The organism is Rhizobium sp. 01N447_2 (assembly GCF_056399245.1).
The window spans coordinates 160,168-180,792 of the sequence record NZ_JBFTQY010000011.1 but is presented as its reverse complement, the minus strand read 5'-3'; the positions used below and the strand labels follow the sequence as shown (position 1 = coordinate 180,792).

Below are 20,625 nucleotides of genomic sequence, written 5' to 3'. Positions count from 1 at the left end.
GTCACTTCGCGTCAGCGCGCACGCGGCTTTCGATCAAGAGGCCGCTTTCGTCCATGATCGGATGCGCCACAGAGACGATGTGGGCGTTGAGGCGCTTCAGGTCGCGTAGCATGTCGAGATGCAGCGAACTCGTCTGCAAGCTGTCGGCGCGGCCGTCACGCAGACGTTCGAGATGGCGCTCGGCAGACTGTTTTTCCATCCGGCGCACCTCGACCTTTACCTCCATCATCTGACGCGCGAGATTGAAGTCCCGGGTGACGAAGATCGTCTGGGCGACGCGCAGATTGTCGATCGTCAGATCGAACAGCTTGCGCAGTTCCTGATGACCGTCCTCGGAAAATTTCAGGCCGAGGGAGATCTTCTTCGCCACCTGCTCCAGCAAGCCCTTCTCTATGATGTCGCCCATATGTTCGAGGTTGATCGCATAATCAATGACGACGATCGAGCGGCGAGCGTTCTCGTCGCTGAGACCCTCGCGGCCAAGCTTCGAGAGATAGACTTTCACCGCCTGCTGCAGCCGGTCGACGCGCTCTTCGAGGGCCGGGATCTCGGCAAGTTTGGATGCACTGTTATGCTCGAAAGCTTCGGAGACCCGGATGAGCATGCGCTCGATCAAGTCGCCGACGCCGAGCACTTCGCGGGTGGCGCTGGCGAGGGCAACGACCGGCGTCGAAAGCTCCTGTGCATCCAGATATTTCGGCGCGTTATCGGGCTCGGCCTGATCCGGCACCAGTCGGGCCATCAGGGTGGCGAGCGGCCGGGAGAAGGGCCAGGCCAGCGCCGCCAGCAGAAGGTTGAAGGCAAGATGCGCATCGACCGGCAGCTTGGCGGAACCGAAGGGCAGCATTTGGATGAACTCCGCGCCATATCCCGCCAGAGGCAGCGCGATGAGGCAGCCGAGCGTGCGGACGGCGAGGTTGCCGAGGGTGACGCGCCTCGCCGAAGCCGGGCCGGACAATGTCGCGATAACCGGCGGTATCGCACCTCCGAGATTAGCGCCGAGCACAAGCACGATGACGAGTTCGGCGGAGACCACGCCGGCCGAGGCGAGCGACAGGATGAGCACCACCACTGCGAGGCTCGACGAGGACGCGAAGGCGAGTGCTGCCGAGACGAGCATTGCTACGGGCAGAGCGCCGTCCAGCAGGCCGATGAAGGCGGCGAGAGCAGGAGAGGCGCGCATCGGTTCCGTCGCAAGGCCAAGGAGATGCAGCGACAGCAGCATCAGCCCAATGCCGATCAGCGCCGTGCCGCCGCCTTGGCTGGAGCTTGAACGGCCGCGGTAAAGCACAATGCCAACAAGAATCAGAAGAGGAGAGAGCCATTCGATGCCGGTGGCGACGATCCAGGCAGTGATTGCCGTGCCGACATTGGCGCCGAGCAGGACGATCTGCGCCATGCGCGGCTTGATCAGGTCGCGCTCGACGAAGGAGGCTGTCATCAGTGCTGTGGCCGTCGAGCTCTGCAGCGCGACGGTTGCAACGAGGCCTGACAGGAAAGAACGAAGACTGCCACGCGTGCCGGTCGCCAGGCCTGTTCTCAGGCGGGCGCCGAAGGCCCTCGTCACGCCATCCTTCACCTGCGCGAGGCCGAACAGCAGCAGAGCCACGGCGCCGAACAGGTTGATCATGATGATTGTGGAGTCCATTTTTTGTTTTTATTCTTCTTTCGTCGGTCTGAAGAGATGCTGTTTTCCTCTCTGGCCCCAAGTTATTGGAATCGTGGAGGCTATACGAAAGTTTTGGTTGTTCGGCTAATAAATATACCCCAGTCTGACCGATTGACAACGCCGTTTTGCGACATATTCCGGAGCTGTTCGGTAAATCCATCGCATGTGCTCCGCCAGCGCTGCGAGTTGGTCAGGCCCAGACGGTTTGGCGCATTGCTTCGCCGACGATCATCGCAGCCGAAACCGCGACATTGATTGAGCGTTGGCCTTCGACCATCGGAATCAGGACGCGAGCATCGGCTGCCTCATGCACCTGATCCGGCACGCCGGCGCTTTCGCGACCGAAGAGCAGGATATCGTCCGGCCGGAAGGCAAGATTGGTGTAGCGCTCCGCAGCTTTGGTCGAGGCGAGGATCAGGCGGCGGCCGGTGGTCAGACGCCATGCCTCGAAGCGGTCCCAGCTGACATGGCGGGTGAGGGCGGCGGCGGCGATATAATCCATTCCCGCCCGTTTCAGGTTGCGGTCGGAGATGTCGAAGCCGGCGGGCTCGATTAGATCGACCGCAAAGCCAAGGCAGGCGGCAAGACGCAGGATCGTGCCGGTATTGCCTGGAATATCCGGCTGATAGAGTGCCAGTCTGAGTGAAGTCATGATCCGCCATCTTCCTGCTTTCACCGCAAAACGCCTAATGCAACTGTGATTTCGACGCAACAGGGCGCGTTTTGACCCGAAAAGATGAAATTTTTGGCAGAACAGGGCTGGAAAATTCTTCGTTTTCGCGTTATCGGTGCATATCTTTAATCGCCAGCAAGGAGCGCCAGAATGAATATTTTGCTGTATGTGCGCCTCCCGGCCGTGATGCCAAGCGGTGCGATTTTCCGCCGATAGTGCGGGTTTCTTCCCTGAATTTCCTTTTTTGATCCCTTGTGCGGCTGTCTCAGCCTCGCCCCTTGAACGTTCGGTTCCCATATGTGCTTGCATAGCGCTGGGATGGCGCGAAGCCGGGAGCCGGAATGATGACGTTTCGGAGCAATTTCATGTTTGGCTGGTTCGAACAGCGACTCAATCCCTTTCCGAGCGAGGAGCCCGTCGCCCCGCCGAAAGGTCTTTTTGCCTTCTGCTGGCACTACAGCAAACCGGCTGCGCCCTGGCTCGGCCTGATGGCGGTGCTGACCGCGCTGATCGCGATCGGCGAAGTGGCGCTCTTCCAATTCCTCGGCGACATCGTCGACTGGCTGACCAATGCCGACCGCGCCACATTCCTGGAGAGAGAAGGCCACAAGCTGTTCTGGATGGCGGCGCTGGTGCTGGTCGGCCTGCCGCTGACGGCCGGGCTCGATTCGCTCATCATGCATCAGATGATGCTCGGCAATTATCCGATGATCGCACGCTGGCAGATGCACCGCTTCCTGCTGCGCCACAGCATGTCGTTCTTTGCCAACGAGTTTGCCGGGCGTGTCGCGACCAAGGTGATGCAGACGTCGCTTGCCGTACGCGAAACGGTGATGAAGATCCTCGACGTCTTCGTCTATGTCGTCACCTACTTCCTGACGATGATCATCGTCATCGCAGCCGCTGACTGGCGGCTGATGATCCCGATCCTCGTCTGGCTCGCAGTCTATATCAGCATCGTCGCCTATTTCGTGCCGCGGCTTCGCAAGATCGCGGCGGCGCAGGCGGATGCGCGCTCGATGATGACGGGGCGCGTGGTCGACAGCTATACGAATATCGCGACGGTCAAGCTGTTTTCGCATGCGGGCCGCGAGGAGGTCTATGCCAAGGAGGGCATGGACGAGTTCCTGCAGACCGTGCACAAGCAGATGCGCAAGGTGACGCTCTTCCACATCTGCGTCTATGTGAACAACTGCGTTGCGCTCTTCGTCATCTCGGGCCTGTCGATCTGGTTCTGGCTGAATGGGGCGATCTCGGTCGGCGCCATCGCCATCGCCATCGGTCTTGCCATGCGTGTCAACGGCATGTCGCAATGGATCATGTGGGAAGTCTCGGCACTGTTTGAGAATATCGGCACGGTCTATGACGGCATGGAGATGATGAGCAAACAGCACGACATCGTCGACAAGCCGGGCGCACCGACCCTGACGGCGAAGAAGGGTGCGATCCACTACGACCGCATCCGCTTTCACTACGGCAAGAGCAAGGGCGTCATCGACAACCTTTCGCTCGACATCAAGGCGGGTGAGAAGGTCGGCCTGGTCGGCCGCTCCGGCGCCGGCAAGACGACGCTGATGAACCTGCTGCTGCGCTTCTATGATTTGGAGGCCGGCCGCATCACCATCGACGGGCAGGACATCGCCGGCGTCTCGCAGGAAAGCCTGCGTTCGCTGATCGGCGTGGTGACGCAGGACACCTCGCTGCTGCATCGCTCGATCCGCGACAACATCGCCTATGGTCGCCCCGATGCAACGGACGCCGAGGTGATCGAGGCCGCCAAACGCGCGAATGCCTGGGAGTTCATCGAAGGTCTCGTCGACTTGCAGGGCCGCGAAGGGCTGAATGCGCAGGTCGGCGAACGCGGCGTCAAGCTCTCCGGCGGCCAGCGGCAGCGCGTCGCGATCGCCCGCGTCTTCCTCAAGGACGCGCCGATCCTGGTGCTGGACGAGGCGACCTCGGCGCTCGATTCGGAAGTTGAGGCGGCGATCCAGGAAAACCTCTTCGCCCTGATGGAGGGCAAGACGGTGATCGCGATCGCCCACCGGCTTTCGACGCTGACGGAGATGGACCGGCTGATCGTGCTCGACAAGGGCCGGATCATCGAGGCCGGTTCGCACAGCGAACTGATCGCGGGAGGCGGCATCTATGCCGACCTCTGGAACCGCCAGTCCGGCGGCTTCCTCTCCGATCATGCCGAGGAAGCGGAAGTGGCGGCGGAATAAGATGAAATGAGGCCCTCCCCACGGAAGCGGGAGGGCCTCTTGAATTCTTAGGATGGCAGTGAGCTTGCCGGACGGTTGCTGAAGACCTGACCGCGTTTGCTTCTTAGCTGTTCAAAGGCTGTCGGCCCAATCAATCGCGCGGTGATGTTCGATGAGGACGATGGTGTTGGCGGCGGCGATCGTGCGCAGCGCTGTGATGCGGCGGCGCTCCTCCTGGTCGATCCAGGCGGTGATGGCCTCGGTGACGATTTCATCGCGCGGCAGCGCCAGGTCGATGGCCAGGGCATCCAGCCTTTCTGCAAGCGGAAGCGGAATATGCGCATCGAGCATTTTCGTTTCCATGGACGTTGTCTCCGGTGAAGCGCGATCGTATCGTCAGATTGTGACCGGTTGAGGGGCAGTCAATGCCGATGCCGCCGATGTTATCGATAATTACCAAAATATAACATTCTGTCCGCTTTTCATTCCCTTTGCCGGGTCGGCTAATCCGCCTATATCGCTTCTATGTTGCTGAACCCCATCCTCCGCCGGTTCGAAACCTGGATCGACCCGTTCCGCCCACGCGCCAATCTCCAACCGCCGCGCTCGACGCTCGGATTCATCTGGTTCTATATCGGCCAGGCGAGGATGCCGTTTATCGCCATGCTCGTTCTCGGTGGGACGTCGGCGGCAATCGAGGCTGCATTGTTCTGGTTCGTCGGACGCTTGGTCGATATCCTCGGGAGCATCACGCCGGGTGCGGGCTGGAACGGTCTTCTCGCCGCCCATGGCGGCGAATTGTTCGGCATGCTCGCCCTTATCGGGCTCGTACGCTTCGTCGTCGCCTTCCTGATCGCGCTCGTCGACCAGCAGGTGATCACGCCGGGCTTCTACAATCTCGCTCGCTGGCAATCCTATCTCCACGTCTCCAGGCAGTCATTGTCGTTCTTCCAGAGCGATTTCTCCGGGCGCATCGTCACCAAGGTCTGGTCGGCGGGGCAGGCAACCGGCGATCTCGTCACCTCGCTGATGGAAAGCGTCTGGTTCGTCGGCATCTATGCCGTAACGACGCTCGTGCTCGTCGCCCGGCTGGACTTTTCCCTAGCCGCCGTCGTGCTGTTCTGGCTTTGCGCCTTCAGCCTGCTTGCGCGCCACTTCGTTCCGCGGATCCGCCATCATTCCCGCGAAACGGCGGAAGCCGGATCGATGCTGAATGGCCGGATGGTCGACTCCTACAGCAACATGCAGACGCTGAAGCTGTTTGCACGCGACGAGGAGAGCGATCGCTACATGCGGCAGGGCTTCGATATCTATCAGGATACGGTGCTGCGCTTCACGCGGTTCATCACGGGCGTCAGGGCCTCCATGGCGCTGCTCTCCGGCCTGATGATCGTAACGATGGCGGGGCTGAGCGTCGATCTCTGGCTGCGCGGCCTGGTGAGTTCCGGCGCCGTGGCGTTTTCGCTGGCGCTGGTGCTCAGGCTGAATTTCCTGCTCGGACGGCTGATGACGCAGTTCAACGGCATCATGCGCAATCTCGGTACCATCCAGAATGCCGCCGAGCTGATCTCCCAGCCTCTGGTGCTCGTCGATCGGGCGGATGCGAAGAGCCTGGTGATCCGGCAGCCCGGCATCCGCTTCGACAATGTTTCGTTCCGCTACGGCAAGGGTCATCAGCCGGTCGTCGAGAATTTTTCCCTGACCATCCGCCCGGGCGAAAAGGTCGGGATCGTCGGCCGTTCGGGCGCGGGGAAATCAACGCTGATGAACCTGCTGCTGCGTCTCTACGATATTCTGGATGGCCGCATTCTGATCGACGGCCAGGATATTGCAGCCGTGACGCAGGAATCTCTCAGGATGCAGATCGGCGTCGTCAGCCAGGACACCTCGCTGCTGCATCGTTCCGTGCGGGACAATATCCTGTTCGGACGGCCGGATGCCGGCGAGGAGGGGCTGGTCGAGGCAGCCAGGCGCGCCGAAGCCATCGACTTCATCGAACGCCTGCAGGATCAGCAGGGCCGCAGGGGTTTCGATGCACATGTCGGCGAACGCGGCGTCAAACTGTCGGGCGGGCAGCGGCAGCGTATCGCGATTGCCCGCGTCATGCTGAAGGACGCGCCGATCCTCGTTCTCGACGAAGCGACGTCGGCGCTCGATTCGGAAGTGGAAGAAGCGATCCAGTCCAATCTCCACCGGATCATGGAAGGCAAGACGGTGCTTGCGATCGCCCATCGGCTGTCGACGATCGCCGCGCTCGACCGGCTGATCGTCGTCGATCTCGGCCGGATCATCGAGGAAGGCAGTCATGACGAACTGCTTCGCCGCGGCGGCCTCTATGCCGAACTTTGGGCGCGCCAGTCCGGCGGCTTCCTCGCTACGGATGAGGACACGGGCTCAAGGGTCGATGACAAATTCCGCCATCAGGCCAAAATGATTTGATCCGAAGCCGCTCTCGATACGGCGGACCGATTTCAACCGCAGCGGCGCCCGGGTAAAGACGTGATCGATCGGAATACCGAAGGCGCCAGCCCGGATCGGCCATGTCGCGGGCTCCAGCGATACCGTGCCCAAGCCCTGGGTGCGCATGAGATACTGCACGTCTGGCGCCAGAATCGACGTATTGAAATCACCGGCAAGGACGAGTGGTCCCGAAAGGGAGGGGATGATCTCTGCTAGATCCCAAATTTCGAGGCCGTGGAACTCATCGTAATAAGGTTTTGTCAGGTGCGCGGCGAGGAAATTGACCTTCTGGCCGTCGAAATCGATCGTCGAGATCGTCAGCCGATTGCGCCAGAGCAGGCCGAGATTGCGGATGCGGGGTTCGATCAGCGGACGTTTCGACAAGACCAGCGTATCGCATTGCTCCATGCCGACGCCGCATCCGATATAATAGGGATAGGCCTTCAACAACCGCGGCAGTTCAGACAGCAGCGGTTCGGCCTCCAGGATGTTGACGACATCGGCGCCCGAGGCGATGACCATGTCGGCGATGCCAGGGCCGTTTGCGAAATTATCGTTCTCGATATTGAAGGACATCAGCCTGAACAGGGCCGGGCGGCTCTCCTCGACTGATGGTTCGATGAACTCGCGCATCATCACGACGCCGTGGACGGCAAGGACCGCCGATACCGCGAGGGTCAGCAGTGCATACCAGTGCCGCTTGACGAGAAGGGCTGCGAGCGAGGCCACTACGCCGGCCACCGCCAGATGGACCTGGAAGCTGTAAAAGAACGACAGCAGATAGAAATCGGCAACATATCGCAGGGAGACGATGGCGAGAACGAGGGTCGTCAGGACGCTGAATACGCAAAAAATCGTGTCTCTCATCCGCTCCGGTCCGGCTCGCTGGCGTGGCTGCGACTGCGCCTATCACGAGGCCGTTTTTGTTGCAATGCAACATAATGGCAAGCGCGTGTTTGCCTTAAAAAATTCATCCGAAATTTCCCGCGACATTGTGCCCTCATCCCCTTGCCAAGGCTGGACATAATTTGCGATCAAGCATAGAACGCGCCGGATTGCCGGGGAATCTATGGCCGAATTGTGTCCAGAGAGATTCGCCGGTAGAGGGGGCAGGGCGGAATTCCGCGAAAATTGCGCAGAGGATGTTAGCCGTGAGCGAACACGAAACGACAAGCGAGGGCATGGGCGAACCCACTCGCCGTGATTTCCTTTATCTCACCACTGGTATGGCAGGCGCCGTCGGCGCCGTTGCGGTCGCTTGGCCATTCATCGATCAGATGCGTCCTGACGCTTCGACGCTCGCTCTCGCCTCCATCGAAGTCGACGTTGCCAGCCTTGAGCCTGGCATGTCGCTGACGGTCAAATGGCGCGGCAAGCCGATCTTCATCCGCAATCGCACGCCTGAGGAAGTGGAAGCGGCAAACGCCGTCCAGCTTGGTGATCTGAAGGACCCGATCGCGCGCAATGCAAACCTTCCTGTCGACGCTCAGGCAACGGGTGTTGACCGTTCCGGCGGCAAGGGCAAGGAAAACTGGATCGTCATGATCGGCACCTGCACGCATCTCGGCTGCGTGCCGCTCGGCCAGGCCGGCGAATACAATGGTTGGTTCTGTCCCTGCCATGGCTCGGTCTACGACACGGCCGGCCGCATCCGCAAAGGTCCGGCGCCGCAGAACCTGGCGATTCCGACCTTTTCATTTTTGTCCGATACCAAGATCAAGATCGGTTGAGGGGAGACTGATTAATGAGTGGCCATTCCAGCTACGAGCCATCAACCGGCCTCGAGAAATGGGTCGATGCGCGCCTTCCACTGCCGCGCATGGTCTATGACAGCTTCATCGCCTATCCGGTTCCGCGTAACCTGAATTATGCCTACACTTTCGGCGCCATGCTCGCCGTCATGCTGGTGGTGCAGATCCTGACGGGCGTCACACTCGCCATGCATTACGCTGCCGAATCGTCGGTCGCCTTCAACTCCGTTGAAAAGATCATGCGCGACGTCAACCACGGCTGGCTGCTGCGCTATATGCATGCCAACGGCGCGTCCTTCTTCTTCGTCGCGGTGTACCTGCACATTGCCCGCGGCCTCTATTACGGCTCCTACAAGGCGCCGCGCGAAATCCTCTGGATCCTCGGCGTGGTCATCTACCTCCTGATGATGGCGACCGGCTTCATGGGCTACGTTCTGCCCTGGGGCCAGATGTCCTTCTGGGGCGCCACCGTCATCACCGGCTTCTTCTCGGCTTTCCCGCTGGTCGGCGAATGGGTGCAGCAGTTCCTACTCGGCGGTTTCGCGGTCGAAAACCCGACCCTGAACCGCTTCTTCTCGCTGCACTACCTGCTGCCGTTCATGATCGCCGGTGTCGTCATCCTGCACATCTGGGCGCTGCACGTCGTCGGCCAGACGAACCCGACGGGCGTCGAGGTCAAGACGAAGACTGATACGGTGCGCTTCACGCCTTATGCGACGATGAAGGATGCTCTCGGCGTCTCAATCTTCCTGCTGGTCTACGCCTATTTCGTCTTCTACCTGCCGAACTTCCTCGGCCACGCCGACAACTACATCCCGGCCGACCCGTTGAAGACGCCGGCCCACATAGTTCCGGAATGGTACTTCCTGCCGTTCTACGCGATGCTGCGTTCGATCACCTTCAACGTCGGTCCGATCGACTCCAAGCTTGGCGGCGTGCTCGTGATGTTCGGCGCGATCATCGTGCTGTTCTTCCTGCCCTGGCTCGATACGTCGAAGGTGCGCTCGGCCGTCTACCGCCCCTGGTACAAGCTGTTCTACTGGCTGTTCGTGATCAATGCGATCATCCTCGGCTGGCTCGGCTCGCAGCCGGCAGAAGGCTTGTACACCACGATCTCGCAGATCTGCACGCTCCTCTACTTCGCTTTCTTCCTGGTCGCGATGCCGGTTCTCGGCTTGGTGGAAACACCGCGCCGCATCCCGAACTCGATCACCGAAGCGGTGCTCGAAAAGCGCAACATGACCGCAGCGGTCAAGGCATAAGCGAGCGACGGAAGGGAATAGAAATATGAAAACGCTTGTTACAAGCATTCTCTCGTTCGCATTCGCCGCCGGTCTCGGCAGTGCGGTGCTGGCCCAGGAGGCGACGCCCGCCAACGGCGCGGCTGCGGCCCATCACGAGGAAAGTGCGACACCGCACTATCCGCTGAAGGAGCCGAAGGAGGAGGAATGGACTTTTGCCGGTCCGTTCGGCCATTACGACAAGAGTCAGCTTCAGCGTGGCCTCAAGGTCTATACCGAAGTCTGTTCCGCCTGCCACTCGATGAACCTCGTGCCCTTCCGCATGCTCGACGAACTCGGTTATTCCGAGGCGCAGGTGAAGGCTTTCGCTGCGAACTACGAGGTTCAGGACGGCCCGAACGCCGCCGGTGAAATGTTTACCCGCAAAGCGGTGCCATCCGATCACTTCCCGGCGCCTTTCGCCAATGCAGAGGCGGCGGCGGCTTCCAACAACGGCGCGGCTCCGCCCGACTTTTCGCTGATTGCGAAGGCTCGCGAAGTCGAGCGCGGCTTCCCGCAATTCGTCTTCGACATTTTCACGCAGTATCAGGAAGGTGGCCCGGATTACATCCATTCGCTGCTGACCGGTTATGAAGAGCCGCCGGCCGGTTTCCAGGTGCCGCAGGGCGGACATTATAACCCCTATTTCCACGCTGCGGCGGTCCTTGCCATGCCGAAGCCGCTCTCCGATGGCCAGGTGACCTATGACGATGGTGCGCCGGCGACGGTCGACCAGTATTCGAAGGACGTCTCCGCCTTCCTGATGTGGGCCGCCGAGCCGCATCTCGAGGAACGCAAGCGTACGGGCTTCATGGTCATGATCTTCCTCTTGATCTTCACGGTGCTGATCTACCTGACGAAGCGGTCGATCTACGCCAACAAGGAACACTGAGCGGTTCCCGATCGACATTCAAAAGGCGGCCTCGGGCCGCCTTTTTTGTTGGTTCCGCCCCTGGCAATTGATAGGGTGCGGCCAGTTTCATGCCCTCGCAGAATATGGACTTTCCATGGACAATACGACTTCGGAGCTCGCAGCCAGCATCCGCTCCATTCCCGACTATCCCAAGCCCGGCATCATTTTCCGTGATATCACCACGCTGCTCGGCAACCCACGCGCTTTCCGCAGGGCGGTTGACGAACTGGTGCAACCCTATGCGGGCACCAAGATCGACAAGATCGCCGGCATGGAGGCGCGCGGCTTCATTCTGGGCGGTGCGGTGGCCCACCAGCTTTCCTCGGGCTTCGTGCCGATCCGCAAGAAGGGCAAACTGCCGCACGAGACCGTGCGCATCGCCTACAGCCTGGAATACGGCGTCGACGAGATGGAGATGCATCGCGATGCGGTGCAGCCCGGCGAGAAGGTGATCCTGGTCGACGACCTGATCGCCACCGGCGGCACGGCCGTCGGCGCAACGAAGCTGCTGCGCCAGATCGGCGCGGAAGTGGTCGGCGCCTGCTTCGTCATCGACCTGCCGGATCTCGGCGGCCGCAGGAAGCTGGAAGAACTCGGCGTTATCGTGCACACGCTGGTCGAATTTTCCGGGCATTAGATCAAAGAAATAGAGCATGATGTCGTCCGAAAACCGCTCACACTTTTCGGCATCATGCTCCGAACCACTTCCATTGCGGGCGGCGTCAGTCGAATTCGAGGACGCCGCTTTCGAAGCGGATAACGGGATCGCCGTTTTGATTGACGCCTTCGCAGAGGATCGTGTTGACGTGCCAGCCCGGCCGTGAGGCGAGCGCCCGGCTGGAGAGCAAGGCGACGGAATAGGTCACGTCATCGTCGACGAACACCGGCCGCAGCCATTGCAGCTTCTGAAAACCCGGTGAGGGGCCGAGCTTCGGTGCTGTCAGGCCCTTTTCCGCGAGTGCTGCGCTCTGCCTTTCCCAAAAGGCAATGAAAGTCCGCATCCAGGCGGCCGTCGTGTGCCAGCCGGAGGCGCAGAGATCGCCGAAGAGGCTTTCCTTTGCCGCCTGCCTGTCGATATGAAAACGCTGTGGATCGAAGCGCTTGGCGAAGCGGATGATGCTTTCCTCGGTGAAGGTGTAGCTGCCGATCTCGGCCTTCTCGCCGACGGTGTAGAGGTCGGACATTTTCATGCTGATGTCTCCGGGCGCATGCGGAGCATGACCGAATTTTCTGAGACCAAGACGAGTTGACCTCGCTGGTTTTCCACCTCATGGCGGAACTTGACGATGCCCATGCCGGGCCGCGAGCGCATCGGCCGGGATTCGAGCACAGTCGAATGGCCCAACAGCGTGTCGCCGGCAAGGACAGGCTTGCGCCATTCCATCAAATCGATACCAGGCGCGCCCTCGGCGAGCGCGGTCAGGAGATAGCTGTCGGCCATCATGCGCATGAACATCGAAGAGGTGTGCCAGCCGGAGGCGGCAAGCCCGCCGAGAATGCTGGCGCGGCCGGCAGCCTCATCAAGATGCATCGGCTGCGGGTCGAATTCGCTTGCGAACTCAATGATTTCCTCGGTGGTTACCGGCTTCGGGCCGAGCACGAAGCGGCGGCCGGGCCGGAAATCCTCAAAGGAAAGCTTTTCTGCCGACATTCGCTCCTCCCGCCATATGCAGCGCACAATGCTTACAATAGCATCCGCGCGGGCTCAATGATTCCGGGGAGATAAACCGGTATGACGGAACTGAGATCGATACTCGACGAAGCTGCACGCCAGGGGCTGATTTCGCCGGAGGCGGGCGGGCGGCTTTTGCCGTTTCTGGCCGAGCGCGGCGTCACCGTCATAGAGGCGCGGCCGGCAATGGCAGCGCAGGAAGAGCAGGCCTGGTCGGATACCGAGACACCGCGTTTCGTGCGCGGCTTTCACGATGTGCTGATCACGATCGGTGTCGTCGTGGCGCTCGGCGGCCTCTGGGGGCTTGCCGCACTTTATGCCGTGCTGCCTGCGATCATTGTGCTTTCGGAGATCCTGGTGCGCCGGCAGCGGCTTGCCCTGCCGGCCGTCAGCCTGACGATCGCGCTGTTCTGCTGGACATTCCTGCTGATGTCCTTCTTCTTCAAGCCGATAACATCCGCTTTCAACGGGGCGGAGGCGACGCAGTTCGTTGCCGGCTTCCCTATCATTCTCGGCGCCTATTATGTCCGCTATCGGGTGCCGTTGGCGTTGGCGCTCTGCATCATGTCGGCCCTTGCTTTCGTCCTCACCCTACTTTTGCGGCTCATGCAATGGGCGAGCGGGGATCCGCAATTCTTCGCCAACCATCCCGTCTTGCTCGCGGTGGTCTGCCTCGTTTGCGCGCTCGGGCTCTTTGCAACGGCGCTGTATTTCGACCTTGGCGATCGGATGCGCCGGACGACACGCTCCGATATCGCCTTCTGGCTTCATCTGGGTGCTGCACCGGCGCTGCTCTTCAGCGTCCGCCTGCTGATTTCGTTCGACGGCAATTTGCTGGATGTTGCCCAGACGGTTTCGATCAAGACACCGATCATCGTTATCAGCGTTGGGGTGCTGATGCTGATCGGCCTTGTCATCGACCGGCGCGCCTTCGTCACGTCTGGACTGCTGTCGCTCGGTTTTGCGATTTACGGCATTTTCCGGCAGGGAAGTGCGACGGTTGATACCTATATCTTCACGACGCTGATCGTCGTCGGGGCGATCGTACTCGTCATCGGAACGGGCTGGATGCCGCTGCGCCGCATCGTGCTGCGGGCGCTGCCGGCCGCCATTTCGCAAAGACTGCCGCCGGCCGTCTTAGGGGCAACTCGGTAAATCTTACGATTTCGCCCAAACCGCTGAGCGATTTGGGCGAAATGAATAGATCGGGATAGCGGCAGTTTCCGTTCAGGTGTTGAAGCGGAAATGGATGACGTCGCCGTCCTGAACGACGTATTCCTTGCCTTCGTCGCGTGCCTTGCCGGCATCCTTGGCGCCGACTTCACCGTTGTATTTGATGTAGTCGTCATAGGCGATGGTGTTGGCGCGGATGAAGCCGCGTTCGAAATCCGAATGGATGACGCCGGCGGCCTGCGGCGCCTTGGTGCCGCGCTCGATCGTCCAGGCGCGTGTTTCTTTCGGGCCGACAGTGAAATAGGTGATGAGGTGGAGCAGCTTGTAGCCAGCGCGGATTAGCCGGTCGAGGCCCGCCTCATCAAGGTCGAGGGCGGAGAGGAATTCCTTGGCTTCCTCCTCGGGAAGCTGGGCGACCTCAGACTCGATCGCCGCCGAGATGGTGACGGTTTCAGCACCCTGCTCCTTCGCCATGACAGCGACGGCCTCGGTGAATTCGTTGCCGGTCGAGGCATCGCCTTCGGCGACGTTGCAGACGTAGAGCACCGGATGCGAAGTCAGAAGATTGAGGCTCTTGAGGATGACGATTTCTTCCGCATCGAGCGTCGACAGCAGCGTGCGAACCGGCTTGCCTTCGTTGAGCAGCTTCAGCGAGGCTTCCATGATCGGCAGCATCGCCACCGAATCCTTGTCCTTGCTGGTGGCGCGCTTGCGGGTCTGCTCGGTGCGGCGCTCCAGGCTTTCGAGGTCGGCAAGCATCAGCTCGGTCTCGATCGTCTCGGCATCGGCGACCGGGTTGATGCGGCCCTCGACATGAGTGATGTCGCTGTCTTCGAAGCAGCGCAGCACATGCACGATAGCATCGACCTCGCGGATATTGGCGAGGAACTGGTTGCCGAGGCCTTCACCCTTCGAGGCGCCGCGCACCAGGCCGGCGATGTCGACGAAGGAGATGCGGGTCGGGATCAGTTCTTTCGACTTGGCGATATCGGCAAGCTTGCGCATGCGCGGATCCGGCACGGCGACTTCGCCGGTGTTCGGCTCGATGGTGCAGAAGGGATAATTCGCCGCCTGTGCCGCCGCCGTCTTGGTGAGCGCGTTGAAGAGGGTCGATTTGCCGACATTCGGCAGCCCGACGATACCGCATTTGAAGCCCATGGCTTGATCCATATCTATTGGTAACTTTGCCCTGCCTATGCGGGAATGGCCGCCCTGGGTCAAGGGTTCGCAACATGAATTGAAAAAGCTGAGGCGCTCGGATTGAAGGTAAGGCGATTTAGCCTTACTTTTGGAGCAAAGGATACCATCAGCATGGCAACTCTGACTGTGACGGCAAAGGGGCAGGTCACCCTGAAAAAGGAGGTGCTTCAGCATCTCGGCGTCAGGCCCGGCGACAAGATCGATGTCGATCTCCTGCCTGGCGGCAAACTTGAGGTCATTGCTGTTAAGAGGCGGCCGGTCGCCGGCTCGGTGGAAAGCTTCTTCGGGAGTCTGGAGAACAAGGAGAATATTCATGCGACGCTCGAAGAGATCGATGAGGCCATAAAGGCGGGCTGGGCAGGCGAGGTCGGCGTCGACAATGATCGTTGATACGAATGTGCTCGTACGTTCGGCCGTGCACGACAATCCGAAGCAAACTGAGCGTGCAAGGACGTTCATGCGCGAGGCCGAACGCCTGTTCATTTCCAATCTGACGTTTTGCGAATTCGTCTGGGTCGCCAGCCGGGTCTATCGCAAGAGCGCTTCAGAGATCTCAGCGGCCATCCGGCTGCTGATATCGGACAGGAAGGTTGTCTACGACAGAGTTGCCGTCGAAGCCGGATTATCCTGTCTCGATGCTGGCGGGGATTTCGCCGACGGCATCATCGTCTTCGAAGGTCGCAGACTTGGCGGCGAAACATTCGTGACATTCGACAAGAAGGCTGCCGCAATCCTGGAAAAAGCCGGCCAGAATTGCCTCCTGCTCTCCGCGGAATAACACTCCGTCATTGAACTGCCGTGCTTACGGTGCAATATATTGGTGGCGGATGTTTTCTCCGCCTTTTCCATGTCATCAACGGGTGGATTTTTCCGATGAGTGACAATGACATTGCCCTGAAACCGAAGGCCAAAGTGAAGCTCAAGCTGGACAAGCCGAAGCTCTACAAGGTCATTCTCGTCAATGACGATTATACGCCGCGCGAATTGGTGATCATGATCCTGAAGGCCGTCTTCCGCATGAGCGAGGAGACCGGCTACCGGGTGATGATGACGGCGCACAAGCTGGGTTCCTGCGTGGTCGTGGTCTGCGTCAGGGACATCGCCGAGACCAAGGCCAAGGAAGGCATCGACCTTGCCAAGGGCATGGGCTTTCCGCTGATGTTCACCACCGAACCGGAGGAATAGGCGCTTTCCGAGGGCCGCCGCGAATATGGAGTCAGGGCCGGCGGATCTGATAGCCGGTCTTTTCCTGCACGAAACCGCAATTCTCATAGAAGCGCAACGTTGCCGGATTCTTGGAGCCGGTAAGCAGCATCACCTTGTAGCATCCGGCATTCCAGGCCTCGGCGACCGCGTGGCCGATGACGGTGCGGGCATAACCGCGCTTGCGATGATCGGCATGGGTGACGACGTTTTCGATGAGCGCATAGGGCGCGCCGTTCCGTGTCAGGTTCGGCACGACGACGCTTGTGACGGTGGCGACGGCGACCTCACCCGCAACACCGATGAAGACGGTCATGCCGGGCTGGGCCAGGATGGCGGAAAAGCGTTCCTCGGCACTGGCCTCGTCAAGAACCGGATCGGTGGGGTTCAGCTGGCGGTAGAGGGCCAGGAGACCGGGAAGATCGCCGCGGACTGCGGGCCGGATGATGACGTCTCCATCCGGCATCAAGCTCAATCGCCCTTGTTGCCGAACATCTTTTTCAGCATGTCGGCCATCGGGCCGGTCACCGGCAGCTTCGGCTGGTTGTGGCCGCGAGCCTGATGGATATGCGACTGGCCGGCCGGCTTCTTCTCGGCGTCCTTTTTTTCCTTCGCTGGCTTCTCCTCCTCGGCCTTGCCGCCGAGCGCCAGCGCGATCTTGTTCATCAACTGCGAATCCTCGTTTCGCACCAGCATATCGGCATTGTCGGCGAGCGTGTCCAGAAGCGGCTCCACCCAGGCCTTGTCGGCCTTGGCGAAATCGCCGAGCACGTGGTTCTGCACCATTTCCTTGACGCCGGGATGGCCGATGCCGAGGCGCAGCCGCCGATACTCCTTGCCGCAATGGGCGTCGAGCGACTTGATGCCGTTGTGGCCGTTGTGGCCGCCACCGGTCTTCAGCCGCGCCTTGCCCTGGGGAAGGTCGAGTTCGTCGTAGATCGCCACGAGATCGGCCGGCTGGAGCTTGTAGAAACGCATCGCTTCGCCGACAGACTCGCCGGAAAGATTCATGAAGGTCTGCGGCTTGATCAGCAGCACCTTCTCGCCGCCGAGCTCGCCCTCGGCGATCTCGGCCCTGAACTTCTTCGACCAGGGCGAAAAGCTGTGGCGCCGATGAATGGCATCGACGGCCATGAAGCCGATATTGTGGCGGTTGCCGGCGTATTTGCCGCCGGGATTGYCGAGACCCGCGATGATCAGCATGGTCTGTTTTTCCTTGCTAGAACTTCCCGCCGTTCACCACCGCGAAATGAAAGCAAAGTCAAGCGGAAAGGGCAGCGGTCTGTCGGCCAAGGTCGCTCAGACAGGGTCAGTCCGACAGGTTCATGCCGTATTTCAGGAAGATCTGCTTCTGGTCACCATCGGCGATCAGCTTGTCGAGGGCAGCCTGCATCCTGGCGAGCAGATCGGCCGGAAAGTTCTTCTCGCAGGCGATGCCCATCGGCTGGGAGGAGAGCACGGTCACCATCTCCACCGGCTGGTCGACCTGCAGCTTTTCGAAATAGAGTTCGGAGATCGGCATCATGTCGATGCGCCCGCCAAGCAGTTTGCGCAGCGTCGCGTTGAAGTCGCTGGCGACATCGAGCTTGGTGAAGCCCTTCTCCTTCAGGATCGTCTCGGTGTAATCCTCGCGCTGAGTGCCGACCGTATATTTCTTCGCCTCGTCCAGATTGCTGGCGGTGACATCAGAACCCTTGCGGGTGATCAGGATGTTGCGGTCGATGAGCAGCGGCTCGACCCATTTAAACAACGGGTCGCGCGCGCCGTTATGGGCGGTCGCAAAGACACAGGTCATCGGCGCCGTGCGGGCAAGGCTGAAAGCACGCGCCCAGGGCATGATCTCGATGGTGTAGTCGACGCCGATGGCGGCCATTATCTTTTCGACCTGCTCGACGGTCGCGCCCTTGATCTCCTTGCCTTCGCGGTAGTTGAAGGGGGCATAATCCTCGGTCGCGAAGGTCACCGTTTGCGCATGGGCGGTGCATGGCAGCACCAGGCATGCGAGAAGCAGGAGCTTTTTCATCGGTATCATCTCCTTCGTTCTTCGTTTACGAGGCGCGTGCGATGGCCGATTGCGAGGCCATCAGTTCCTCGATCAGCGTGGCTGCGTGCTGCGGACGGTGGAAGAGGTAGCCCTGGCCATAGTCAAGTCCCATCTGGTGGAGCGTGCGGCACTCCTCTTCGGTCTCGATGCCTTCGGCAATAACGGTGCAGTCCATCTTGTGGGAGAGCGTGGTGATGCCTTCGATCAGCATGCGGCTCTTCTGGCGCACGTCGTCATCGCGGTCGTTGATCGCGCGGGTGAACGACTGGTCGATCTTGATGATGTCGACAGGGAAGCGGTTAAGGTAGCTCAGCGACGAATAGCCGGTGCCGAAATCGTCAAGCGCGATACGGCAGCCGAAGCGACGAAGCTCGGTGACGATCATGCGGATCTCAGGGTTGTCGTGCATCAGCACGGCCTCGGTGATCTCGACGACGATGCGCTCGGGGCGGATGCCGTGGCGACCGACGATGGCGGCAAGACGGGCCGGCAGCGCCGGCTCGAACTGCAGCGGCGAGAAGTTGATGGCGAGATAGGTATCCTGCATACCGGGGATGCGGGAAATCTTCGCGAGGTTGGCGACCGCCTTTTCCATGATGACGTTGCCGACGCGGACAATTTTTGCCGTCTCCTCGGCGACACTGATGATCTCGGCCGGCGGCATCAAGCCCTTCTGTGGATGGTTGAGACGCAATAGCGCCTCGAAACCTGATATGCCGCGACCGTTCAGGTTGACGATCGGCTGCAGGAAGGCCTCGAACCAGTTGTCGACGAGGCCGGCTTCGATATTGGCTTCGATCTCGGCGCGGCTGCGGGCACGGTCGAGCATGGCATTGTCGAAGAGCTGCGCGCCGTTTTTGCCGTCGCGTTTCTTGGCATACATCGCCATGTCGGATTTCTGCAGCAGTTCGGCCGCGGTTGCGGCATGATGCGGATAGATGGCGATGCCGACGGAAGCGCTCAGATGCATGTCCGGGGCGAATGGCGTTTCGAAGAGCGTGGCAATCTGCTCGCACATTGCCTTGGCGCGTTTTTCGGCATCCTTCGCCGGCAGCAAGATGGCAAATTCGTCGCCGCCGAGACGGGCTGCCTCGTCGGAGGGGGCAAGATGCGTTTTCAGGCGCTCGACGAGCTCGACCAGCGCCATGTCGCCGGCGGCATGGCCCATATTGTCGTTGATCCACTTGAAACGGTCGAGATCGACGAAGAGACAGGCGAGTTCCTGGCCGGCGGCGTCGGCGGCGGCGATCTTGTTGTCGAGGACGGCTTCGAAGCCCTGGCGATTAAGAAGCCCGGTCAGGTGATCGGTGATTGCCTGGCGGTGGTTGCGGTCCTCGGAGGCCTTGAGTTCGGTGACATCGGTCATGACCGATAGCGAGAGGCGGTCGTGAGCGCCGGCTCCCGCCTCTGATTCCATGATCAGGACGTCCATGGTGCGACCGTCCAAGCAGACAAACTTGACGGTGACGGTCATGCCGCTTTCGGCCCGGCGGCGCTTGACGAATTTGTCACGGGTGGCGGAAGTGACGAGATCGGCGAAGTTGCGGCCGATGACGGCGGCGCGGTTATACCCTGTGGCAAGCAGCCAATAATCACTGACGGCGGTGATGCGGTCTTCCTCGTCGAGCGAGAAGAGCATGGCGGGCGTCAGATTGTAGATGTCGGTGGCGCGGCGGTGGGCGAGTTTCAGCTCCTTTTCCTCGCTTTCGAGCTTGGTCTGCATCTCGTTAAAGCTATGGGCAAGCCGTCCCATCTCGTCGTTCGACTGCCAGTCGACATGATGGCGGGAGCCCAGCTGGCGGGTGGCCTCGATCGCCGCCGTCAGCCGCATCAGCGGCTGGATGACGAAGAAACGGTTGCCGATCAGCGCCGTGCCGAAAACGGTCAGCACCGCGAAGATGAAGATCGAAATGAAGACGACCTCTTCCTGCTTCAGGCCGGAAAACAGGCCGAGCGCGGGATAATAGACGCTGATGCTGCCGAGGTTCTTCGGACCGTCGACAGTGTTGTAGATGATGGCGCGCGACACCTGCACCAGCTTGCCGCCGAAGGAGCGCGGAATGGTAGACTGGCTGACATCGAGYTGGCCTGACTGGTCACGCACTTCGACCTTGACGATGGCGCCCTGGGAAACGACCGTCGCGCTGATCTGGGTAACGCTCTCCTCATCGAGGTCCCACAGCGGTTTGGCCAGCGCCTGGGCATTGGCGACGAGAAGAACGGAGATGTGATCGCGTATTTCCTTGTCGGCTCGTTCCGAGGAAAGGAAAAGGAAGAGAACAAAGAGGGGAGCAACAAAAACAAGCAGCGCTCCGCAAACTATCGCAAAAAATCTGTTCTCAACGGAATTGTTCATGTTTCCGTCTACTCCCCCGGGCCGCCATAT

Annotated in this window: 21 protein-coding genes; 10 read left to right on the top strand and 11 right to left on the bottom strand. The window is 60.5% G+C overall.

What is annotated here, in order from left to right:
• Position 1: 1 nt before the first annotated feature.
• Positions 2–1,648, bottom strand: a complete 1,647-nt coding sequence (locus AC1ECN_RS09525; protein WP_130672936.1) for a Na/Pi cotransporter family protein — start codon at positions 1,646–1,648, stop codon at positions 2–4.
• Between the two features lie 211 nt (positions 1,649–1,859).
• A complete protein-coding gene (locus AC1ECN_RS09520) occupies positions 1,860–2,321 on the bottom strand; it encodes a tRNA (cytidine(34)-2'-O)-methyltransferase (RefSeq protein WP_018073950.1) in 462 nt (153 codons plus the stop codon).
• A gap of 386 nt (positions 2,322–2,707) precedes the next feature.
• Here AC1ECN_RS09520 and AC1ECN_RS09515 point away from each other — a divergent pair, with 386 nt between their 5' ends.
• Entirely contained in the window at positions 2,708–4,564 is a 1,857-nt protein-coding gene (locus tag AC1ECN_RS09515; RefSeq protein WP_018495879.1) for an ABC transporter ATP-binding protein, read from the top strand.
• 111 nt (positions 4,565–4,675) lie between these two features.
• Here AC1ECN_RS09515 and AC1ECN_RS09510 read toward each other — a convergent pair whose 3' ends face one another.
• On the bottom strand, positions 4,676–4,906 hold the full coding sequence (locus tag AC1ECN_RS09510) for a ribbon-helix-helix domain-containing protein (protein WP_130662010.1): 231 nt from the start codon (positions 4,904–4,906) through the stop codon (positions 4,676–4,678).
• A gap of 162 nt (positions 4,907–5,068) precedes the next feature.
• Between AC1ECN_RS09510 and AC1ECN_RS09505 the strand changes: the two genes are divergently transcribed.
• Positions 5,069–6,982: an ABC transporter ATP-binding protein gene (locus AC1ECN_RS09505; protein ID WP_477952832.1), complete on the top strand. Its 1,914-nt coding sequence runs from the start codon at positions 5,069–5,071 to the stop codon at positions 6,980–6,982.
• Here the strand turns inward: AC1ECN_RS09505 and AC1ECN_RS09500 are convergent.
• Complete coding sequence (locus AC1ECN_RS09500) at positions 6,938–7,870, bottom strand: endonuclease/exonuclease/phosphatase family protein (protein WP_130662008.1); 933 nt, start codon at positions 7,868–7,870, stop codon at positions 6,938–6,940. The genes AC1ECN_RS09505 and AC1ECN_RS09500 overlap by 45 nt on opposite strands.
• Positions 7,871–8,154: 284 nt before the next feature.
• Here AC1ECN_RS09500 and petA point away from each other — a divergent pair, with 284 nt between their 5' ends.
• The 4 genes from petA (at position 8,155) to AC1ECN_RS09480 (ending at position 11,584) form a co-directional block, all read left to right on the top strand.
• Positions 8,155–8,733 carry a ubiquinol-cytochrome c reductase iron-sulfur subunit gene (gene petA, locus AC1ECN_RS09495; RefSeq protein WP_026154254.1) on the top strand — a complete coding sequence of 193 codons (579 nt, stop codon included), beginning with the start codon at positions 8,155–8,157 and terminating at the stop codon, positions 8,731–8,733.
• Positions 8,734–8,747: 14 nt separating this feature from the next.
• On the top strand, positions 8,748–10,016 hold the full coding sequence (locus AC1ECN_RS09490; RefSeq protein WP_018073954.1) for a cytochrome b: 1,269 nt from the start codon (positions 8,748–8,750) through the stop codon (positions 10,014–10,016).
• Between the two features lie 25 nt (positions 10,017–10,041).
• Entirely contained in the window at positions 10,042–10,926 is an 885-nt protein-coding gene (locus AC1ECN_RS09485) for a cytochrome c1 (RefSeq protein ID WP_018073955.1), read from the top strand.
• A gap of 115 nt (positions 10,927–11,041) precedes the next feature.
• The gene (locus AC1ECN_RS09480; protein WP_018073956.1) at positions 11,042–11,584 is read left to right on the top strand and encodes an adenine phosphoribosyltransferase; all 543 of its coding nucleotides are present in this window, start codon (positions 11,042–11,044) and stop codon (positions 11,582–11,584) included.
• A gap of 85 nt (positions 11,585–11,669) precedes the next feature.
• Here AC1ECN_RS09480 and AC1ECN_RS09475 read toward each other — a convergent pair whose 3' ends face one another.
• Together AC1ECN_RS09475 and AC1ECN_RS09470 are read right to left on the bottom strand one after the other, a co-directional pair.
• Positions 11,670–12,137, bottom strand: a complete 468-nt coding sequence (locus tag AC1ECN_RS09475; RefSeq protein ID WP_130672935.1) for a MaoC family dehydratase — start codon at positions 12,135–12,137, stop codon at positions 11,670–11,672.
• Positions 12,134–12,598, bottom strand: coding sequence for a MaoC family dehydratase (locus AC1ECN_RS09470; RefSeq protein ID WP_130662006.1), 465 nt, complete (start codon positions 12,596–12,598; stop codon positions 12,134–12,136). The genes AC1ECN_RS09475 and AC1ECN_RS09470 overlap by 4 nt, the downstream gene beginning before the upstream one ends.
• 81 nt (positions 12,599–12,679) lie before the next feature.
• Here AC1ECN_RS09470 and AC1ECN_RS09465 point away from each other — a divergent pair, with 81 nt between their 5' ends.
• On the top strand, positions 12,680–13,774 hold the full coding sequence (locus AC1ECN_RS09465) for a hypothetical protein (protein ID WP_130662005.1): 1,095 nt from the start codon (positions 12,680–12,682) through the stop codon (positions 13,772–13,774).
• 72 nt (positions 13,775–13,846) lie between these two features.
• Here AC1ECN_RS09465 and ychF read toward each other — a convergent pair whose 3' ends face one another.
• Positions 13,847–14,950 (bottom strand): redox-regulated ATPase YchF, encoded by a 1,104-nt coding sequence (gene ychF, locus AC1ECN_RS09460; RefSeq protein ID WP_026171046.1) that lies wholly within the window; start codon positions 14,948–14,950, stop codon positions 13,847–13,849.
• Between the two features lie 153 nt (positions 14,951–15,103).
• Here ychF and AC1ECN_RS09455 point away from each other — a divergent pair, with 153 nt between their 5' ends.
• The 3 genes from AC1ECN_RS09455 (at position 15,104) to clpS (ending at position 16,177) form a co-directional block, all read left to right on the top strand.
• Positions 15,104–15,382 (top strand): AbrB/MazE/SpoVT family DNA-binding domain-containing protein, encoded by a 279-nt coding sequence (locus AC1ECN_RS09455; protein WP_018073961.1) that lies wholly within the window; start codon positions 15,104–15,106, stop codon positions 15,380–15,382.
• Positions 15,372–15,770, top strand: a complete 399-nt coding sequence (locus tag AC1ECN_RS09450) for a type II toxin-antitoxin system VapC family toxin (protein WP_130655968.1) — start codon at positions 15,372–15,374, stop codon at positions 15,768–15,770. The genes AC1ECN_RS09455 and AC1ECN_RS09450 overlap by 11 nt, the downstream gene beginning before the upstream one ends.
• Positions 15,771–15,865: 95 nt before the next feature.
• Positions 15,866–16,177, top strand: coding sequence for an ATP-dependent Clp protease adapter ClpS (gene clpS, locus AC1ECN_RS09445; protein WP_003541733.1), 312 nt, complete (start codon positions 15,866–15,868; stop codon positions 16,175–16,177).
• 31 nt (positions 16,178–16,208) lie between these two features.
• Here clpS and AC1ECN_RS09440 read toward each other — a convergent pair whose 3' ends face one another.
• The 4 genes from AC1ECN_RS09440 to AC1ECN_RS09425 all read right to left on the bottom strand — a co-directional run bounded on the left by AC1ECN_RS09440 (position 16,209) and on the right by AC1ECN_RS09425 (position 20,595).
• Positions 16,209–16,661, bottom strand: a complete 453-nt coding sequence (locus AC1ECN_RS09440) for a GNAT family N-acetyltransferase (RefSeq protein WP_018073964.1) — start codon at positions 16,659–16,661, stop codon at positions 16,209–16,211.
• A gap of 5 nt (positions 16,662–16,666) precedes the next feature.
• Positions 16,667–17,398, bottom strand: a complete 732-nt coding sequence (gene pth / locus AC1ECN_RS09435; protein WP_477952825.1) for an aminoacyl-tRNA hydrolase — start codon at positions 17,396–17,398, stop codon at positions 16,667–16,669.
• Positions 17,399–17,504: 106 nt separating this feature from the next.
• Positions 17,505–18,218 carry a substrate-binding periplasmic protein gene (locus AC1ECN_RS09430; protein WP_024319530.1) on the bottom strand — a complete coding sequence of 238 codons (714 nt, stop codon included), beginning with the start codon at positions 18,216–18,218 and terminating at the stop codon, positions 17,505–17,507.
• Positions 18,219–18,243: 25 nt separating this feature from the next.
• Positions 18,244–20,595 (bottom strand): EAL domain-containing protein, encoded by a 2,352-nt coding sequence (locus AC1ECN_RS09425; protein ID WP_130662003.1) that lies wholly within the window; start codon positions 20,593–20,595, stop codon positions 18,244–18,246.
• Between the last annotated feature and the right edge of the window lie 30 nt (positions 20,596–20,625).

Bases quoted from the DNA above. Each gene is read 5' to 3' on its own strand.
- AC1ECN_RS09525 (WP_130672936.1), bottom strand. From the start codon at position 1,648: ATGGACTCCACAATCATCATGATCAACCTGTTCGGCGCCGTGGCTCTG.
- AC1ECN_RS09520 (WP_018073950.1), bottom strand. From the start codon at position 2,321: ATGACTTCACTCAGACTGGCACTCTATCAGCCGGATATTCCAGGCAAT.
- AC1ECN_RS09515 (WP_018495879.1), top strand. From the start codon at position 2,708: ATGTTTGGCTGGTTCGAACAGCGACTCAATCCCTTTCCGAGCGAGGAG.
- AC1ECN_RS09510 (WP_130662010.1), bottom strand. From the start codon at position 4,906: ATGGAAACGAAAATGCTCGATGCGCATATTCCGCTTCCGCTTGCAGAA.
- AC1ECN_RS09505 (WP_477952832.1), top strand. From the start codon at position 5,069: ATGTTGCTGAACCCCATCCTCCGCCGGTTCGAAACCTGGATCGACCCG.
- AC1ECN_RS09500 (WP_130662008.1), bottom strand. From the start codon at position 7,870: ATGAGAGACACGATTTTTTGCGTATTCAGCGTCCTGACGACCCTCGTT.
- AC1ECN_RS09490 (WP_018073954.1), top strand. From the start codon at position 8,748: ATGAGTGGCCATTCCAGCTACGAGCCATCAACCGGCCTCGAGAAATGG.
- AC1ECN_RS09485 (WP_018073955.1), top strand. From the start codon at position 10,042: ATGAAAACGCTTGTTACAAGCATTCTCTCGTTCGCATTCGCCGCCGGT.
- AC1ECN_RS09480 (WP_018073956.1), top strand. From the start codon at position 11,042: ATGGACAATACGACTTCGGAGCTCGCAGCCAGCATCCGCTCCATTCCC.
- AC1ECN_RS09475 (WP_130672935.1), bottom strand. From the start codon at position 12,137: ATGAAAATGTCCGACCTCTACACCGTCGGCGAGAAGGCCGAGATCGGC.
- AC1ECN_RS09470 (WP_130662006.1), bottom strand. From the start codon at position 12,598: ATGTCGGCAGAAAAGCTTTCCTTTGAGGATTTCCGGCCCGGCCGCCGC.
- AC1ECN_RS09465 (WP_130662005.1), top strand. From the start codon at position 12,680: ATGACGGAACTGAGATCGATACTCGACGAAGCTGCACGCCAGGGGCTG.
- ychF (WP_026171046.1), bottom strand. From the start codon at position 14,950: ATGGGCTTCAAATGCGGTATCGTCGGGCTGCCGAATGTCGGCAAATCG.
- AC1ECN_RS09455 (WP_018073961.1), top strand. From the start codon at position 15,104: ATGGCAACTCTGACTGTGACGGCAAAGGGGCAGGTCACCCTGAAAAAG.
- AC1ECN_RS09450 (WP_130655968.1), top strand. From the start codon at position 15,372: ATGATCGTTGATACGAATGTGCTCGTACGTTCGGCCGTGCACGACAAT.
- clpS (WP_003541733.1), top strand. From the start codon at position 15,866: ATGAGTGACAATGACATTGCCCTGAAACCGAAGGCCAAAGTGAAGCTC.
- AC1ECN_RS09440 (WP_018073964.1), bottom strand. From the start codon at position 16,661: ATGCCGGATGGAGACGTCATCATCCGGCCCGCAGTCCGCGGCGATCTT.
- AC1ECN_RS09430 (WP_024319530.1), bottom strand. From the start codon at position 18,218: ATGAAAAAGCTCCTGCTTCTCGCATGCCTGGTGCTGCCATGCACCGCC.